The organism is Geomonas sp. RF6, assembly GCF_021044625.1.
Taxonomy (GTDB): Bacteria; Desulfobacterota; Desulfuromonadia; order Geobacterales; family Geobacteraceae; genus RF6.
Window position 1 is genome coordinate 2,306,720 of the sequence record NZ_CP087999.1, and the last position, 17,518, is coordinate 2,324,237.

13 protein-coding genes and 1 pseudogene are annotated in these 17,518 nt (G+C 58.0%); 7 read left to right on the top strand and 7 right to left on the bottom strand.

Going from position 1 to position 17,518, the window contains the following annotated elements; genetic code table 11:
• Positions 1–301 precede the first annotated feature (301 nt).
• From LPW11_RS09910 to LPW11_RS09920, 3 genes are all read left to right on the top strand, one after another.
• Entirely contained in the window at positions 302–1,981 is a 1,680-nt protein-coding gene (locus LPW11_RS09910; RefSeq protein WP_230997960.1) for a hypothetical protein, read from the top strand.
• Positions 1,959–2,795, top strand: coding sequence for a hypothetical protein (locus LPW11_RS09915; RefSeq protein WP_230997961.1), 837 nt, complete (start codon positions 1,959–1,961; stop codon positions 2,793–2,795). Before LPW11_RS09910 ends, LPW11_RS09915 begins: the two co-directional genes overlap by 23 nt.
• Before the next feature lie 156 nt (positions 2,796–2,951).
• Complete coding sequence (locus LPW11_RS09920; protein WP_230997962.1) at positions 2,952–3,119, top strand: hypothetical protein; 168 nt, start codon at positions 2,952–2,954, stop codon at positions 3,117–3,119.
• Positions 3,120–3,412: 293 nt separating this feature from the next.
• Here LPW11_RS09920 and LPW11_RS09925 read toward each other — a convergent pair whose 3' ends face one another.
• The 5 genes from LPW11_RS09925 to LPW11_RS09945 form a co-directional block, all read right to left on the bottom strand.
• A complete protein-coding gene (locus LPW11_RS09925; RefSeq protein ID WP_230997963.1) occupies positions 3,413–4,384 on the bottom strand; it encodes a DUF1848 domain-containing protein in 972 nt (323 codons plus the stop codon).
• Between the two features lie 2 nt (positions 4,385–4,386).
• Positions 4,387–5,271 (bottom strand): hypothetical protein, encoded by an 885-nt coding sequence (locus tag LPW11_RS09930; protein ID WP_230997964.1) that lies wholly within the window; start codon positions 5,269–5,271, stop codon positions 4,387–4,389.
• A 247-nt stretch (positions 5,272–5,518) separates the two neighbouring features.
• The gene (locus tag LPW11_RS09935; RefSeq protein WP_230997965.1) at positions 5,519–6,424 is read right to left on the bottom strand and encodes a hypothetical protein; all 906 of its coding nucleotides are present in this window, start codon (positions 6,422–6,424) and stop codon (positions 5,519–5,521) included.
• A gap of 1 nt (position 6,425) precedes the next feature.
• The gene (locus LPW11_RS09940; RefSeq protein ID WP_230997966.1) at positions 6,426–8,450 is read right to left on the bottom strand and encodes a hypothetical protein; all 2,025 of its coding nucleotides are present in this window, start codon (positions 8,448–8,450) and stop codon (positions 6,426–6,428) included.
• Positions 8,451–8,519: 69 nt separating this feature from the next.
• Positions 8,520–10,052, bottom strand: a complete 1,533-nt coding sequence (locus tag LPW11_RS09945; RefSeq protein WP_230997967.1) for a sigma-54 interaction domain-containing protein — start codon at positions 10,050–10,052, stop codon at positions 8,520–8,522.
• A gap of 627 nt (positions 10,053–10,679) precedes the next feature.
• Between LPW11_RS09945 and LPW11_RS09950 the strand changes: the two are divergent.
• A pseudogene (locus LPW11_RS09950) lies at positions 10,680–11,534 on the top strand (RQC domain-containing protein); the annotation flags it as partial.
• A gap of 176 nt (positions 11,535–11,710) precedes the next feature.
• On the opposite strand, the gene ilvA reads toward LPW11_RS09950, so the two are convergent.
• Complete coding sequence (ilvA, locus tag LPW11_RS09955) at positions 11,711–12,919, bottom strand: threonine ammonia-lyase (protein ID WP_230997968.1); 1,209 nt, start codon at positions 12,917–12,919, stop codon at positions 11,711–11,713.
• Between the two features lie 13 nt (positions 12,920–12,932).
• Complete coding sequence (locus LPW11_RS09960; protein WP_230997969.1) at positions 12,933–13,976, bottom strand: cation diffusion facilitator family transporter; 1,044 nt, start codon at positions 13,974–13,976, stop codon at positions 12,933–12,935.
• Between the two features lie 291 nt (positions 13,977–14,267).
• On the opposite strand from LPW11_RS09960, the gene trxB reads away from it, so the two are divergent.
• The 3 genes from trxB (at position 14,268) to LPW11_RS09975 (ending at position 17,401) form a co-directional block, all read left to right on the top strand.
• Positions 14,268–15,221 carry a thioredoxin-disulfide reductase gene (trxB, locus tag LPW11_RS09965; protein WP_230997970.1) on the top strand — a complete coding sequence of 318 codons (954 nt, stop codon included), beginning with the start codon at positions 14,268–14,270 and terminating at the stop codon, positions 15,219–15,221.
• A gap of 139 nt (positions 15,222–15,360) precedes the next feature.
• Complete coding sequence (locus LPW11_RS09970) at positions 15,361–16,893, top strand: YifB family Mg chelatase-like AAA ATPase (protein WP_230997971.1); 1,533 nt, start codon at positions 15,361–15,363, stop codon at positions 16,891–16,893.
• A gap of 94 nt (positions 16,894–16,987) precedes the next feature.
• On the top strand, positions 16,988–17,401 hold the full coding sequence (locus LPW11_RS09975; RefSeq protein ID WP_230997972.1) for a toll/interleukin-1 receptor domain-containing protein: 414 nt from the start codon (positions 16,988–16,990) through the stop codon (positions 17,399–17,401).
• The last annotated feature ends 117 nt before the right edge of the window (positions 17,402–17,518 follow it).

A 17,518-nucleotide genomic window follows, 5' to 3' on the forward strand; every position in this document is an offset into this window, starting at 1 on the left:
AGATTGGGCATGCGTAGAGGACGCTGAAGGTAATGTCGTCTCTCTTTGGGGAGATCCCATCTGGCGCTTATACCCTTGGGCACGGAAACCTTTGTGCCTGAATTTTGGAGATGGGCCATCGTTACCTAACACCACAGGAATCGATTCCGATAATGCCCATCTCCTTCGCTTAATGGTGACTTGGCGTGTTTGGGGCCCCAGGGGGGTTAAATCAGTTAGCTCGCTAAAGAACAACTTCTTTACACCCGTGCGTGCGATCGTAGCGTTGTGCAGTAGTGAAGGCATTTTAGCAAGCGATTTAATGAGGTTTCCCGCAGTTAGAGCAAAAATTCCTGAGGTAATCGCGGCCTCTTCGTTTGAACGCTTAGTCGCTGAATTGCAAAGAGTTCTGGATGCTCGAGAGGAACTCGGTTTCATCATCCTAGACCGGAGCGGGCTTACGCAACTTGTGGCGGCCAAGCAGGAACAGGATCCTGAGCAAACGGAATATATCCCACCCCGAATCTGGACGTATCAGGTCGAGCGGTTGCGGGAATGCCTCTCCGATTATGCAGCCCATCGAGAGAAAGTTGAAGAATGCTTTCAGTTCTGTGTACAGGCCTACGCAAAAAACTACGGTACTCTAAGAGCCGCATTAACCTCTAAATCATCCAGTGCAAGGGGGCCATTCCAGAACCGAGGTGGTAGAGCTGGAGTTAAATCAGGATGCGAATTCCATGGCGCTTTTTTCCACACCGCAGCAAAATTTGGCATCGTCGACCTGCTCAGACGCTGGGTCGGAGAACCTGTAGAAGGTAATAGAAGAAAAGGAATCTCCCTTTTCAGCGCGTATCTATCACTTGTACAACATGCTGGCCTGGCCTATGTCCTCAACTTCAGCTTGATGCGGTATGAAGAGGGGAGAGGGTTAAGGGCTGATTGTTTGTCACATGAAGAGGATGAAGTCTTGGGAAAGATTCCGATTTTATGCGGAGCGACAACAAAGACTGACCCTGATTCCGATGCGCGCTGGCCGACGACCCCGAGCATAGAAGTGGCCATAGGTGCGGTGACATCCGTGTCCCGCTTGCGCATGCGATGCGCAGAAGAGAACCCCTTTGCTAACCCTTCTGCCGAAGACATTACTAACCCTTACTTATTCCATCGATCTTTTGAACCGTGGGTAGCGAGAAAGGCATTGAAGCCGTATTCAATAATGCCATCATCTATGTCGTATAGAGACTTTATTGCAGACTTTCCACGGTTATTTGAACCGGCGTCCCTAGTGATAACGGAGGAGGACCTGAGAATCGCACGGTCAGTTACTGCAACACTGAATTCTGAAATGTTTCAAGTAGGGAAGATTTGGCCATTGGCATGGCATCAACTTCGACGCACTGGAGCCGTCAACATGCAAGCCTCTGGTATTGTTAGCGATTCCACGGTGCAGTTTCTGATGAAGCACCTGACCAGAGCACAATCCCTGTATTATGGAAGGGGGAGTTCCAAGTTGAGCTATAACGACGAGGTCCGCACGCTATTGGTAAACGCGCAATACGAGGTAATGGGGCGGGAACTCGCTGACATTTTTTCCGACCGGTTCGTCAGCCCTCATGGCGATGATTACAAAAAAAAGATGGTTTTAGATTCAGTTGGACTTCAAGACGTCAGTATCCTGAGCCAGGAAGACGCGAAGCATTTTGAAGCAGCAGCTCGAAAGGGAACCATTTTTTATCGCACAACGCCATTGGGTGGTTGCATGAGTAACGGGCAATGTGATGGTGACTGCATAGAGTCTATTGCAGATTGCGCAGGAGGGGATGGCGGGCCCTTCTGTAAACATGTCTTATTCGATCGCGAGAGGGCAAAACAGAACGCAAATAGGCTTGAACACATTACCTTACTGATAACTTCAACGCCGCTTGGTGCCCCCCGACTGCGTGCCCTCGAACAAGAAAAACGTGGATTGGAGAACTATTTTGCTTTCATCAACAAAGGGTAGTGGCAAAGAGACTGCCGAGAAGCGCTTCAGGGATGCATTTGACCGGCTCAAGCGGAATGCCCCCAAGATCTTGCCTATGGGGACGCCGGTCAGCCAAAACAATGTCGCTAAGGAGGCTCAATGCGATCCTACCGCCCTGAGAAAAAGCCGGTACCCTACTCTGGTCGAGGAAATCCAGCAATACGTGAAAGCCCACGAGGAGGAGCAGCTGCCATCGGCCCGCCAGCGAATGCTAAAAAAACGGGAACGAAACAGGACTGCTCGTGAGGTTATCGCGGATTTAAGACGTCAGCGGGACGAAGCGGTTGGACTCCTTGCAGATGCAACCCTACGCATCGTTGAGCTAACTGAAGAACTTGCTAGCGCCAAAGTGGAGCAGAAAGAAACTCGGCCTTCGGCTCCTGTAATCTCTCTCACAAGACGGGACCCAGGCCTCCGTGTCTGTGAAGGAACGAGCGAAGATCATGGTCGAAAAGGCTGGAGTCGTGACACTGGCAATGAGCGGGAAGGGATTGGGAATAAACATCGTGGCGGGGCTGTTGGTACAAAGGCCACGAATGTTGAGGATCGAGGACTGTCGGCGGCCATGTCTCATCTGAAGCTCAAGGTAGATTCTGGTGATATTCTGAGTGCTCTCGCCCATCTGCTGACATCGCTGGCGAGGACTCGCGCCTCTATCTCCACCATCACTGCGCGGGCTCTTCCCATGGCAAAGACAGAGGTCTTCCTGGAGGTGGAGACACAGGATGGGCATATCCAGGATGTCGTAAAGTATCTCTCCCCACAGGTGTGTAAGGTGGAAGTGATGGATTGAGGCCTCCGGACAAATCTGATGAGCTGTCATTGGGCGGATCAGGGGGGCGACAAACGAGAACGTTCGCCAGGCGAGCGAGGCCGTCCTTGAAAAAACAACCTTTTGATTACTTCAACTCCTCCAGGCACTCCTTGGTTTCGTGCTGTGGAGCAAAAAATGGGAGAAGTATTTATGCCGTCACCAACAAAAGGAACTGGCAGCAAGAAGGCTGCCGAGGGGCGCTTTAGAGACGCGTTTGAACGATTAAAACGCAATTCCCCTGCTGGACTTCTGACATCAGAATGGGGAACCGGTTTCTTTTCAGCGCTGCAGGATTGCAACTAATCCCAAGCTGTCACGATCGCACTGGCTCGGAAAGTAATGGATCCCCTCCGAACTCCGGCTTCAGTCATGTTCGCAGTCGAATGAAGGGAATATGGGTGTTAGGAACGGTCACGTTCATCGCATGTGCCCGTGCGGGCTTAGAAAAAGGAATGTCGCGACCGATCTTCTTTCTGGGATTCCAACCATGCAGCTAATACGGATTTCCTAGTCAACAATTCGCGGTTCCTCATTGATTTCCTTGTAAACAAGGGCAGTATGTGGTGCGGGGGCAGGACCCGCTTGAGCCGTGCGTGCTAAAACAAGGACAGCTGATCGTGGTGCCTGGGGACGGGGGCGTCCGCTGCTGCGTCGGCAGCTTTCTCGTTGACGGCGATCATGGAGGCCACTTCCGGATCGTGCTTTGCCAGGTTCGCGCGTATCTTCGCCTCGCTTAAATTCGCGTAGCAGTAGGCGCACTGGAAGCTGCAGGTGTTGTACATCCCCATGTCTACGGACTCTGCGCAAAGGCACTCCGGACGCTGGCTCTTGTCTTTGGGCAGTGGTCGTTCGATCCCGAAGAGCTTCTTGATCAACTTTCCGTCAATGCAGCTTCCGCGTCCGATCCCCGTCCCGTCGAGCAGGTCCCCTTCCGCACAGGAAAGCACTTCCAGCCCCCACCGATCGGCTATTTCCTTGAAACCGAGGGCGAGATCACGGAGTTCATCTTTGCGGTCATCGGCGGTTATGTCGTGGACGGTGATCTGGTTATCGCGGTGCAGCCGCTGCAGGCGGCTGTTCACCTTGCCGTAGGAGTCGAGAAAACTTAAGACCACACGCTCGGTCTTGTTGTGAAGTTCCCCGGCCAGTTGTGAGAAACGCTCCAGGTGCCACGCCGCCGGCGTCACGCTGCTGACGATCACCGGGTCGTAGCGCCACACCACCCTGCTGGAGCCGAGGCAGTCGGCCAGTTTCGCGAAGGAGGCAACACGTTCACTCAAGGAGGGCAGATGCGGCTCCCAGAAGGAAGTGTAGGGGTTGAGAGTGAACTGGAAATAGTAGTTGTATCCTCTTTGGTCCAACTCTCCGAGATACGGCATGAGGGGGCGCGGATTCTTACTCCAGAAAACGATGGCGTCAACATCGTTAGGCGCGAGGCTTACGCGCTTCTGCTGTTTCGTGTTGAACGGGTTGACCCTGACGAAATACCCCTCGCGTACCCGAGCCATGAACCATACGGAGAAGAAGGCCGGGAGGTCAGTCCTGCGACTGGCGGAAACGATGGTCATGGTTACCTCTTGATGAACAGGCACATGCGGTGGAATTTGACGCTGGTTTTCGGTATGAGCCACTCCTCTCCGGTAAAGAGGTTCGTGCGGATGGTCTCCGGGAGGGGGAACCGGGGACGTATCACCGTTGCCACCGGCTCTCCCCGCTTCACGGTGAGCCCCTCGGCATGCAGTCGGGCAGCGAGTTCCGCCATGAACTTGAAGATATCATGGTAGGCGTTTTCGATAAAGACGATTGCCTTGCACCTTGACTTGGCGATGATATTGCGGAAGGTGGCGAAGGCCCTTTCCCGGTCCGCGTAGATCTCCGTCATGAAGTTCTGCGAGACGATGAAGTCTGTATCCGAAAGGATGGCGTCGCAGGGAGAACCGCACGTGGTGCAGGCCGCCACGTCGCAAGGCTGATGGGCGAGGGTTAGCCGCTCCGGATGGCTGGAGTAGCCGGGAGCGAGGAGCGGGAGCAGTTCCTGCTGCACTTTTCCCCACCCCGGTTCACGGTCGAAGACGGTGGCCCGGATGCCGGTTATGTGCCTGGCGTGATCCCGCAGGTAGGCGGCAAGCCCCAGCACTTCCGGGGCCGGACCGCCGCCGAGGAACGCAGCCTTCATCGTCCCCTCCGGACGTTCCGCGAACTGGAGCTTGGCGAGTTCCATCGTGTAGTAAAGCGGCTCGATGTAGTAAGGAAAGTAGGCCAGGAGGTAGGCGCCGCGGAAGCGTCCCTCGTCGTACGGCATACGCTTTCCCAGCGGCATGTGGAACATCCCTCGCGCCTGCCGCACGAAATGCTGCATGTCGCGCGCAGCCAGAGCGATCTTGTCCTCGGGAATGCCGTTGGTTGCACAGAGCCAGGAGAAGAGCTGAGGATACGGATTGTGGGAAGGGAACATAATTTCACTCCTTGGAGTCGAAGATTACGTTCCCTATAGCGAGCGGTGTGCCAGGGGAGAGGGCTGAAAATTACCCTAGCTATTTCTTCATGTTATCCCGCAGAACCCCTTCCCCCACCCTCAGTTCGGCACAAATTTATTTATGAAAGCATAAAAGTGTCTTACTGGCCGGGGACTACCGAGGGGGCCAGGCTGCCGGGACGGCAGCAGCGGCCCCCCGCGCAGCGTGTCGAACACGATCTTCTTGCTACGAAGCGGGAGAATACCTGTCGAGCCACATCAGCACGTCGAACAGCGTGTACAGCACCGACGTGACGGTGTATCGCGTGGGCTTGTCGAGGCGGCTGTCCTCATACGCGTGGAGGCCATCCGAGGTCACCTTGTAGATGAACTTCAGCTTGCGGTCGAGCGCTGAGTCGTTCCGCACGTATATGGCTCCCCTGTGCTTTCCCTTGTCCTTGTCGAATTGGCCGTTGAGGTGATAGAAGATGTCCCTCATCCGCAGATCCAGATTTCCCACCAGGTTCCTCGTGTACTCCTCCGGGAGAATTGCCCTGAATTTCGGGGACACGAAGATGCGTTCGAAGATGTTGCGCAGGCTCGCCAGATTTCCCCTGACGGTCGGCTGGTCGTCGGCGTCCTTCTTGAGGAGGACACTCATCATCTCGTCTGCGCTGAGGAGTCCCAGGTGACAGGAGGCGATGTTCATTACCTCTAGGTACTCCGCTTTAAGGTTGTCCAGGGCGGAGTTTCTCAGCCGTGTGGCTATCTCGTAGAGCAACCGCTCTTCGTCCTTCCCCTTGCGATAGACCTCGATGTCCCTGTACTCGCTTTTCTTGCGGTCGTACTCGTCATCGAAGCCGGTGAGGGCGAAAACCGGGAGCTTCGGGTCGCTCACACCGAAGTAGCGCACCATCTCGGAGAAGTAATAGCGGTCGGTGTTGCGCGAGGTGCCAGACACCTTGCAGTCGATGTCGGAGATCACCGCCGAGATGGAATTCCTGTTAGAAGCGAAGATTGTTTTGGCGTCCTCGAGATTGTTGGCAATGAGGAGATCGAACTCTCTGTGGGAACAGGTTACCCTGTCGTCGAAGGAATCGCAGAATTTCTCGTCGTCGTCGATCAGCAGAATCTTGAAAGGGCCTTGCGTCATGTCATCTCCAGGGGAGGGTTATCTTGAAGTGGCAGGGAAAATCGCCAGTCCGGACGATGTCGAATCGGCCTGCATGCTCTCGCACGGCCTTTCCTATAATGTCGCCGCCGATGCCGCTTGATTTCTTTATGGAGTACCACTCGGTGAAATCGGCCTCAGTGATGTTGTCGGGAAATCTCTGTCCGTTGTTGTAGCAGTCGATCACCACCCCTTTTTTTGTTGCGGTTATGCTGAACCCCACCACCGGGTCGACGACTGTCTCCAGCGCCCCGTGTTTCAGGGCGTTCTGCACGACATTGGACATTGCATCGATGAAGAGGTCCTTCTTGAGGCTAAACGCAATGCTGCGGGCACTGGTCTCGAGCGCGAACCGTATCCTGTCGGATCTGTCTTCAAGGAACTTCCTCACCTTCGTGTCGAAGAGTTCGACGAGATCGACGGTCTCGGCAGGTATCCTGCCTTCGTCGAAGGTGTAGCGTCCCGATTTGTTGTTCACCTGTTCCTCGATATCCCTGATGTTGGATTCCAAGGCGCGCAGGCCGTCGGCCAACGTCTTTTTCACGGTGTTGTCTCGCCGGACAACCATCGGCTCGTCGCCGATTCCGAGCCGTGCCACCACCCTGGAGATGCCGGCGGTGGCGGTGGTCAGCGCGCTCAGCCTCGGGTTCACCTCGTGCTTTATCTTGCGCAGGGTCCTCTTTTCCCCCTCCCGTTTGAATACCTCGATACTGCGGTTGAAGACGATCTCCGCTTCATCGTGGTTTACTAAAGCGTAAGCGAGGCTTAAGGCTGTCGCCAGCAGAAAGCCGAAGCCTCCCACATAACTGCCGAGCACGAAAAAGAAGGTAAGGCAAATCCCGTTGGTCGAAAAAAAGTACTCCAAAGGAAGGAACGAACAGAAATAGGCCAGGTAGAGCGGCACCAGTGATAGTAACCACGTTACATTGCTGCGAAACGACTTTCGGAGGTGGCCAAACGTTACGAGGTATAGATAAGGAAGGTAAAAAAAAAGCAGAAGCAGCGCCAGGTCGACGGCCAGTCCGAGCAGGTAGCGGTAGACGTTGCCATGGCCATAGCTTTGAATCGCGTTACCGAGATAGACGATGCTCGGAATAGTGCCGATGGGGGTCACCACCTGGTCATTGCGGGTATTCCCCACGATCAGCACCTGCGACGACGGAAGGCTCCCGTTCTTGCGGAAGTCTGCAGAGCGCAGCACCGCAACCGGCGGCACGATTTTCGTCAGATCGGATTCGACCGGCAGATCCGAGTACCTGACCACCGCCCACAGCACGTTCTGGTTTATAAGGTCCTGTATCGTGCTCGGCTCGGGGCGGAGCGAGAGTGTTTGAAGACTGTGAACGATGTTGGCCACGCTGCACAAAGAAACATCTTTGCCCTTGGCCCGGTGATAGGTCTCCGAAGAAAAGAAGGACCGTACCGCGGCGTCTGCCAACGCGGAATCGTACATTGCGAACGAATGCAGCATGTAAGCGAGAAACCTGTTTTTGTAGAATACCTCGGTTTTCTTTTCCCTTTCCGCGGCGAGATACAGGTTCGGAACGTTGCCGAGCGAGGCAACCGCGGCATTGCCGAGCTTCCCGTACTCTTCCCGGGATACCGAAACTACCACCTTGTTCGAACTCGCAAGGCGGGTTACGAAAGCGACGAACGCACGTTTTCCGGCGTCCGAGGGCAGATAATGGAACGGCTTGTCGAAGACAATTATCCGGTCCCTAACCGTGCTCAAGGCTTCTTCGGTGGCGGACCAGTCGACCGAGTCCACATAGGCGATCCGGTCGTTGCTTCTCGAATTCAGCGCATCTTTGAAGACGAAGTTGTCAACGAAGCGGAAGAATGCGGGGGAGTCCAGAATGGGTACCAGGAGAAGCTGGAATCCCCATAAGCACAAGGTGCCGATGAACAGGTATTTCACGGCCTTTCTGCAGATGGAGAAGGGGTTTCTAAAAAGCGGTCCGAAGTCCGCTTCGTCGGCGACTTGGTAGATTTTGTCGATGATCTTCACGAAAGGCACCTGCAAATAATTGTTGCCGCGCCCTCCCCCGTCGATCAGGGGAATCGTGCGGCGGTCGCGTCACGAAGACGGCGTGTCGCGCAGTCCGTATCTTTTAAGCCAGTTGTCGAGCGTCTGGTAGCTCTTGAAGTTCAAAAGGCGCGACGCCTTCGACTTGTTACCGCCGGATGCGGTCATTGCCTTTTTCAGGTAATGCCTGGCGACCTCACCGAGAATCCCCTCCAGATCGAACCCATCCCCCAGTGGAACTCCCAGAACGTCTCCGCGTCCTTCATCGTTGCTTCCACTGCGAGGAGGAGCGGGTAGCAGGGCTTCTTCGATGTCCTGTTTCTCGAGGACGTTCCCGTCGGACCAGAGCGCTGCCCGCAGAAGGGTATTCTGCAGTTCCCTCACGTTGCCGGGCCAGTGATGCTGGAGCAACACGGTACGGGCTGCGGACGAGAGCTTCTTGGGCGTGTGCCCCGCACCCTTCGACAGGCGCCGGTTCGCTTCCCGCAGCAGGTGGTCGATCAGGGGTATCAGGTCCCCTTCCCGCTCGCGCAGGGGCGGCACGTAGAGCATGGCCACCGCCAGCCGGTGGAACAGGTCTTCGCGAAACCTCCCCGCGGCGACCTCCTCCAGGAGATTCCTGTTGGTGGCGGCGATGATCCGGGCATCGGTCGTTTCGGGGATGATTGCGCCCACGGGGGTAAAGGTGCCCTCCTGGAGAACCCGCAGGAACTTGACCTGCGCGCCGAGGGGCAACTCCCCCACCTCGTCGAGAAAGAGGGTACCGCCGGCCGCGGCTTTTATCAGCCCATGCTTTTGGCCGGCCGCCCCGGTGAAGGCCCCCTTGGCGTGGCCGAAGAGTTCCGATTCGATCAGCGAGGCCGGGATGGCGCCGCAGTTCACGGCGACGAACCGTCCCTTGCAAAGGCTCGACTTGTGGATGGCGCTCGCCAACAGTTCCTTCCCGGTTCCCGATTCGCCCAGGATGAGCACGGGCAGGAAGTGCGGGGCGGCCTTTTGCGCCTTCGAGAGGAGTCGGAGCACCACCTCGCTGCGGTGAATGATGTTGCTGAAGGCCGGCGCATCGGCACTGCCTCCATCAAAAAGCGGGCCAACCGCTTTATCTTTCCGTTTTACTAAGTCGGGAAGATAATCGGCGGCGAGTTCGAAGGGGAAATAGACATCCTGCACCCCCTCCTCCGGCGAGGATTTTATCAGCGTCGCCGTGAAGAAGGAGTTGGCGAGGATGATCCACACGGAGGCCATCGCCCAAGTACCGGAGGAGAGGTGGAAGGTTACCTCGCAGCCCTTTCCGATACCGCGCAAGGTCTCCTGTACCGTTCGCTTGGCGTAGTCGTACACCGCCGGAATATCGGTAGGATTGGCAAGTTCGACCGATCTCACCTCCAACTCCGCGGAGGTGCGTGCCCTGATCCAGTTGAAGTACCCTTGGGTTTTGTCCGCCGGCCAGTCGGAAAGAAGGACGACCTTTCCATAGTTGCGGGAGGAGATGGACTGGCAGATGGCGCCCAGCCCCCTCGCCCCGTCGGATGACGCGGCGTCGAGATCGTTCTTTCCAATCCATGCGAATAAAGCCCTTTTCATGGCTGCCGTTATATAAATATATTTATGCTATTGCAATATTATTTTCTACCCTTCTGACGCCTCCAGAGGTGACAGCCCCGTCTGGCGCGCACCAACTCCAGGTCGCGCACGAAGGCCCAGACGTTTGTGCCCTTCCTCATCCTGTAGCGCCATGGGAAGAGGGGTCCCCGCGGCTCCTCAGGTAGCCGCTGTGGAAGGGTTCACAGACTCCGTATCGAGCGCCATCAAGGAGTCGAAGCCGCCGGCTGGGATATTAAACCGGCCAGAGCCCAATAAATAGGAGCGAAGACGATGAAAAAGAACACACGAGGTCCACAAATGAAGGTCTGGAGGATCCGGAAGGTTGGAGTATCACGTTGAGCACCGAGCGTGGTGAAATTCCTCTTCCAGAATAACGTTGACACCCTTCCTTTATCGTTTTCTTCTTCTAAGCCACCCCAAACTGAAAGACGCGTACATTGGGCCTCAGCCGGTGCTATCTCTCTACGGCTCAAAGTATGGACATTTGGGGCAGCGAGACCCCGAAAAAAGACATTAGGTATGGACATGGTCAAAATTTATATAAGCTTCTGAACATAGACAGAAAAGAGAGGCGTCCATACCATGTGACCTCGCCGGTGTGGCGGGACGGGGCGTGCCGGGAGGGACGGGCTCCCCGCCGAGGCGCTCCTTCTTTTCGGCTATGGCGATATCGCCGTGGCCGCAGCCCTCATCGGTAACGGCAACAACGAGGAGCAAAACCGAATAGAGATGCACAAGCTGCAGGCGATGGTCGGATTTGCCGAGGCGCAGACTTGCAGGCGGCGGGTGCTTCTCGGGTACTTCGGCGACAGGCTGGAGGAGGACTGCGGCAACTGCGACATCTGCGAAAACCCTCCCGAGCGGTTCGATGCCACCGATGATGCACGAAAGGCGCTTTCGTGCGTTTTCCGCGTGGGGCAACGCTTCGGGCTCGGGCATGTGGTCGACGTCCTGCGGGGCTCGCAGAACCAGCGGATACAGCAGCTGCGCCACGACAAGCTGTCCACCTTCGGTATCGGCCGCCACCTGTCACAGGATGCGTGGAGCGGCGTGATCCGCCAGCTGGTTCACCTGGGGTATCTGGAGCAGGACATCGCCAGCTACTCGGTGCTGAAGCTGACAGAACGGGCGAGGCCACTGCTGCGGGGGGAGGAGCGGCTGGTGCTGGCGAGGCCGCAGACGCGGGATGTGCGCGGTGCAGTCGAGAAGAAGGCGGCACAGAAAAAGCCGGCGTACGACAACGCGCTTTTCCAGGAGCTGCGGGCGTTGCGCAAGGAGATCGCGGACGAGCAGCAGGTGCCCCCTTTCGTCGTCTTCGCCGACGCCACCCTCGCGGAGATGGCGGCACAGATGCCGAAGGACAAGTGGGAGCTCCTGAAGATTACCGGCGTCGGACAGCACAAGCTCGCGCGGTATGGAGATGCGTTCCTGCGGGTGATTAAGGAACACAAGGCGGAATGAGAGGCGGGACGGAGTTGGTGTAAGCGTCGGCGCAAAGGTCGCCAGAGTCGGACGCCGGGAACGCCTTCCGGCTTATCCCGGCCTACATTACACGCCCCTCCCTTTGAGGAGCAGTAACAATCACGTCCCCTCCCTTTCAAGGGGAGGGACAGGGTGGGGATGGGGTGGGTGTGCGGCTAGCGCGTCACCTCCAGCTGATACCCCTGTGACGACAGGTACTTGATGACCTCCTCGATGTGGTCCACACCGCGGGTCTCCACCTCCAGAAGTACCTCCGTCTTCCCTATCGGGAGGGAGCGGGCGCGGCGGTCGTGGGTAATGATGGAGATGTTGGCGCGGGTCTGCGCCACGGCTGAGAGGAGGCACGCAAGGGCGCCGGGAATATCTTCCAGCTCGACCTTCAGCTTCAGGTAACGCCCGGCGGCCACCAGCCCCCTTTCCACCACGGTGGCGATCGTCTTCACATCGATGTTTCCGCCGGAAAGAAGAACCACCGTCTTCCCCTCCAGACGCTTCACCTTCCCCGCCATGAGCGCGGCGAGCCCTACCGCACCAGCGCCCTCCACCATCAGCTTCGCCCTTTCCAGAAGCGCCACGATCGCCTGCGCGATCTCCTCTTCCCCCACCATCACGACCTCGTCCACGAGCGCCTGCACGACCGGGAAGGTCCGCTGCCCCACCGTCTTGATGGCGATGCCGTCTGCGAGGCTTGCGTGCAACGGGACGGTGGTGACTTCCCCTTTCTTAAGGGAGAGGAGCATGGAGGGGGCGGCGGCCGCCTCCACTCCGATAATGCGCACCTGCGGGTTCGTCTTCTTGATGGCGGTGGCGATCCCTGAGATGAGGCCCCCTCCGCCGATCGGGATGAGCACGTTGGCGATGTCCGGTAGCTGGGTCAGGAGCTCCAGACCTATCGTTCCCTGCCCCGCCATGATGAGTTCATCGTCGAAGGCGTGCACGAAGAGGGCGCCCCTGTCGCGGGCAGCACCGAGGGCAGCGCTGCATGCCTCATCGAAGTTTCTGCCGGCAAGGACAACCTCGGCTCCGTACTCCCTGGTGGAAAAGACTTTTTGAGGCGGAGTGCTTTCAGGCATGTAGATGATCGCGGGGACCGCCAGAAGCTGCGCGGCAAACGCCACCCCCTGCGCATGGTTTCCAGCAGAGGCGGTAACTACGCCGCCGGCCAGCGCCTCGGGCGGTTGCGATGTCATGAAGTTCAATGCACCCCGGATCTTGAAGGAACCGGTGCGCTGCAGGTTTTCGCACTTGAGGTAAAGAGGGAGATGCAGCTTTTCGCTGAAATGGTGAGCGTTAATCAGCGCGCTCTTGTGGAGGCGCCCCTTGATCCTTTGGGCGGCTTCCTGGATGAGGGCATAGTCAAGCATGCCGGCGCCCGCTCTAGTGGTGATGCCCGGAGCAACTGCCGCCGTGGGCATGGTCGTGGTCATCCCCGCCGGCACGCGGACGGTGCCGGAATGTCTTCACGTGCCCCTCCTTCGTGCACGGCTCGCTCTCCAGTTGGAGCGTGGTGTGGGAGATGTGGTGCTTCTCGAAAAGCTTCTTCTCGATCTGGCTGCGCATCGGGGCGTGTTCACCGCGGAAGGAGCGCGGGATGACCACGTGCGCCGAGAGGGCAAGGATGTGGGAGCATATGGTCCACACGTTCAGGTGGTGCACCTCCGATACCCCCTCCACCTCCATTATGGTGCCGGCGACCTCGTCAAGCACGATTGTCTTCGGCACACCCTCGAGAAGGATGTGGGTCGATTCCCGGATCACCCGCCACGATCCCCAGAAGATGACGGCGCCGATGCCGATGGAGATGATGGCATCGAGCAGGAACCAGTTGGTGTAGTACATGATGATGCCGCCGATGATGACGCCGACGGAGGCTGCCGCATCGCCTATGACGTGCAGGAAGGCGCTGTGTACGTTGAGGTCGTCGTGCGAGTGAGAGTGGAGAGCCGAGGCGGAGAAAAGGTTCATGCCGAGGCCGATGCCGGCGATCACCAGCATCGGAAAGCTTTTCACCTCTTCCGGCTGATAGATCCTGCCGACCGCCTCATAGCAGATTACCGCCGCGATGAAAAAGACGGAGATGCCGTTGATAAAGGAGGCGAATACCTCCGCCCGGTGCCAGCCGAAGGTGCGGGTATCGGTGGCGGGAAGGGCAGCGAGCCTGATCGCGGCGAGGGAGAGGAGCAGGGCAAAGAGATCGAGAAAGACATGGGCGGCATCGGAGAGCAACGCCAGGGAGTTCGTCCAGATCCCGCCGATGACCTCCGCGAGGAGAGTGGCGCCGGTTAGTATGATGGCGTACTTCAGGCGCCCCGCGATGCTCTGGTCCAGATGGTGGTCGTGATGATGTTCGTGGTGATCGTGGCCCGCGTGGCTGCACGATGCGCTGTGTACGTGAGGTTCAGCGTGAGCGTGTGAATCCATGGTCCACCTCGTCGGCAGAGAGGCGCCCTCCCTTGCCTGCCATGTTCAGAAACCGTGCGTAGGATGCTCGTGGAACTCCGTTCCGTGTGCCTCCACCCGGCGCCGGAGGACGTGCGGGCGAAGGGTAGAAGCTCCCTCATTTTTCACGGCTTCCGTCATTGCGCCGGTCGGCTCATTTTTCTTCATTATAACTTTGGGCCCTTATAGGGTCAATGTTTATGCGGGTTTGCCGCCTTGCATTTTTGCCTCTATACTGTTATCTTGCGCCAAAAAAGTGGAGGTGTTGGTTAAATGGAAGTAACTCATCACCGGCTCATAATTCTCGGATCCGGACCCGCTGGCTACACCGCCGCGGTTTACGCCGCGCGCGCAAACCTGAACCCCGTACTGATCACCGGCATGCAGCAGGGTGGGCAGCTGATGACCACGACCGAGGTGGACAACTGGCCGGGGGACCCCGACGGCGTTCAGGGACCGGAGCTCATGGAGCGGATGCTGCGCCACGCCGAGCGATTCGGGACGAAGATAATCTACGACCAGATCCACAAGTCGAACCTGAAGGATCGCCCCTTCACCCTGGAGGGGGACAACGGCATCTATACCTGCGACGCCCTCATCATCGCGACCGGCGCTTCCGCCAGATACCTCGGCATACCCTCCGAGCAGGCGTACAAGGGGAAGGGGGTCTCCGCCTGCGCCACCTGCGATGGTTTCTTCTACCGCGGCAAACCGGTTGCAGTCATTGGCGGCGGTAATACGGCAGTCGAGGAAGCCCTCTATCTTGCCAATATCGCCTCCCACGTGACCGTCGTGCACCGCCGGGAAAAGTTCCGCGCCGAGAAGATCCTCGCGGACCGCCTGATAGAGAAGACAAAGACCGGGAAGGTGACCATCGAGTGGCATCACGTCCTGGAAGAGGTGCTGGGGGACGAGGGGGGGGTGACGGGAATCCGCCTGCACCACGTCGTCAGCGGCACCGACAAGATCATCCCGGTGCACGGCTGCTTCATCGCCATCGGCCACACGCCGAACACCTCCATATTTGAAAACCAGCTCGACATGGAGGACGGCTACATCCTGACCCAGGGCGGCTGCGAGGGGGGGTGCACCTCCACGAACGTACCCGGAGTCTTCGCCGCGGGAGACGTGCAGGACCGTGTCTACCGGCAGGCGATCACCTCCGCCGGCACCGGCTGCATGGCCGCCGTCGACGCAGAAAAGTTCCTGGAGCTTCTCGATACCTAAGCATCCCGGCTCGGCTCATCAGACCATCCCGCCCTCCCGTGAAGGGGGGGCAGGGGTGGCGATGGGGGCGGAGCCACCTCGTACCGTCCACGCAGCACCAGAATCAATCCAAAGCAACTCCCTCCATCGGGGGTAAGCCATGCTCGCCAAGGTACTTTCCAGCGCGCTTCTGGGCATTGACGCCATCCTCATCGATGTGGAGGTGGACATAGCCCAGGGTCTTCCCCAACTTGCCACCGTAGGACTCCCCGACGTAGCGGTAAAGGAGAGCAAGGACCGAGTCAAGGCGGCCCTCAAGAACTCCGGCTACGACTTCCCCAACCGCAAGATCACCGTCAACCTCGCCCCGGCCGATGTAAAGAAGGAGGGCGCCTCCTTCGACCTCCCCATCTCCATAGGGATACTCGCCGCGACCGGCGCCGTGCAGGGCGAGAAGCTGAAAGAGTATCTCCTTCTGGGGGAACTCTCCCTGGACGGCGGAGTGAAGCCGATTCGCGGCTGCCTCTCCGTGGCGGTCGCAGCGCGGGAGGCCGGACTTGCAGGTATCGTTGTGCCGACTGAGAACGCCTGCGAAGGCGGCGTCGTTGACGGCATCGAGGTGATCGGCGTTTCGCAGCTGTGCGAAGTGGTGGACTTCCTGAACGGCGCGCTGCAGATCGAGCCGTACAAGGCCGATATCGACGCCCTCTTCAGGCAGGGGTGCGAGTACGGTGAAGACTTCTGCGAGGTGAAAGGGCAGGAGCACGCCAAGCGCGCCCTCGAAGTCGCCGCGGCTGGATCACATAATCTGCTCATGATCGGTCCGCCGGGATCGGGGAAGACGATGCTGGCGCGGCGCGTCCCCTCCATCCTTCCCCCTTTGCAGTTTGAGGAGGCGATAGAGACGACGAAGGTGTACAGCGTGATGGGGCTTCTGGAGAAGGAGCGGGCGCTGATAGCCACCCGACCCTTTCGCTCCCCGCATCACACCATCTCCGACGTCGGCCTGATCGGCGGGAGCACGACTCCCAAGCCGGGCGAAGTCTCGCTCTCACATAATGGCGTCCTTTTCCTCGACGAACTCCCCGAATTCAAGAAGCACGTCCTCGAAGTGCTGCGCCAGCCGATGGAGGACGGTCGCGTCACCATCTCGCGCGCCCTCTCGTCTGTGACGTACCCGAGTCGTATCATGCTTGTCGCAGCGATGAACCCATGTAAGTGCGGCCAAAGCGGCGAGAGCGGAGGCGGCTGCACCTGCACGCCGCGGGAGATCCACCAGTACCGCTCCCGCATCTCCGGTCCGCTCCTGGACCGGATCGACATCCACATCGAGGTGCCGGCAGTAAGGTATCGGGAACTGGCGGACCGTGCGGAAGGCGAAAGCTCCGCGGCGATCGCGGCCAGGGTGGGGACGGCGCGGGAGATACAGCTGGAAAGGTTCAAGGGGACGCGGGTGCACTGCAATGCGCAGATGACGCCGAGGCAGATCAGGAAATTCTGCGAGCCGGACGCCGCCGGCCACCGGCTGCTGGAAGTGGTGACCGAGAAACTCGGCTTCTCCGCCCGCGCCTACACGAGGATCCTGAAGGTAGCCCGCACCGTCGCCGACCTCGCGGGTACGGAAAACATTCAGGAGCAGCACATAGCCGAGGCGATACAGTACCGGAGCCTGGACCGGAAGCTGGGATACTGAGGGATGCCCGAGCAGATACTCGTGTCGGATCGCCCATTTTCTGCGATACTTATGAAAAGAGACATGACAATAGCTAAGGCCTCCAAGGTGAACAATGAACCCGGAATTACCCAAAGTCTTTATATCTTTTGCGCACAAGGATGACGAGTGGGGAAAAGCTTTAAAAAGTGCCCTGGACACTTTGGACGTCCCTAGCAGGACTGATCAAGACATAAGAGCTGGTGAGGACTGGATGTTTCAGATCGAATCTGCTCTGGATTCATCTTCTGTGTTTGTACTACTCATCTCCCCAGATTTTATGGCCTCGGAGTGGGCCATGTTTGAGATAGGGGTGGCACTTGGAAGATCACGTGAATCAGAGGTAAAAATACTCCCAGTTCTCTTAAAGCCAAGTGACGTTCCCGATGCCATTCAGAGACTGGAGACCATCGACGGTCGTTCCGTCAACCCTCCTGAAGTGGCGCGTAGAATAAGAGACGTCGTCGAGCAATGCAGTACCCATCAGTAGCGGACACGTATTGCCTGGACCGCGAGCCCCCGCATTTCGTCCCTCCTTTCCGCACAAACCGTCACTGAAGTACAGCTACGCACGACAAAGGCGGTGAGACCGGGCCGTGTGCCCTCC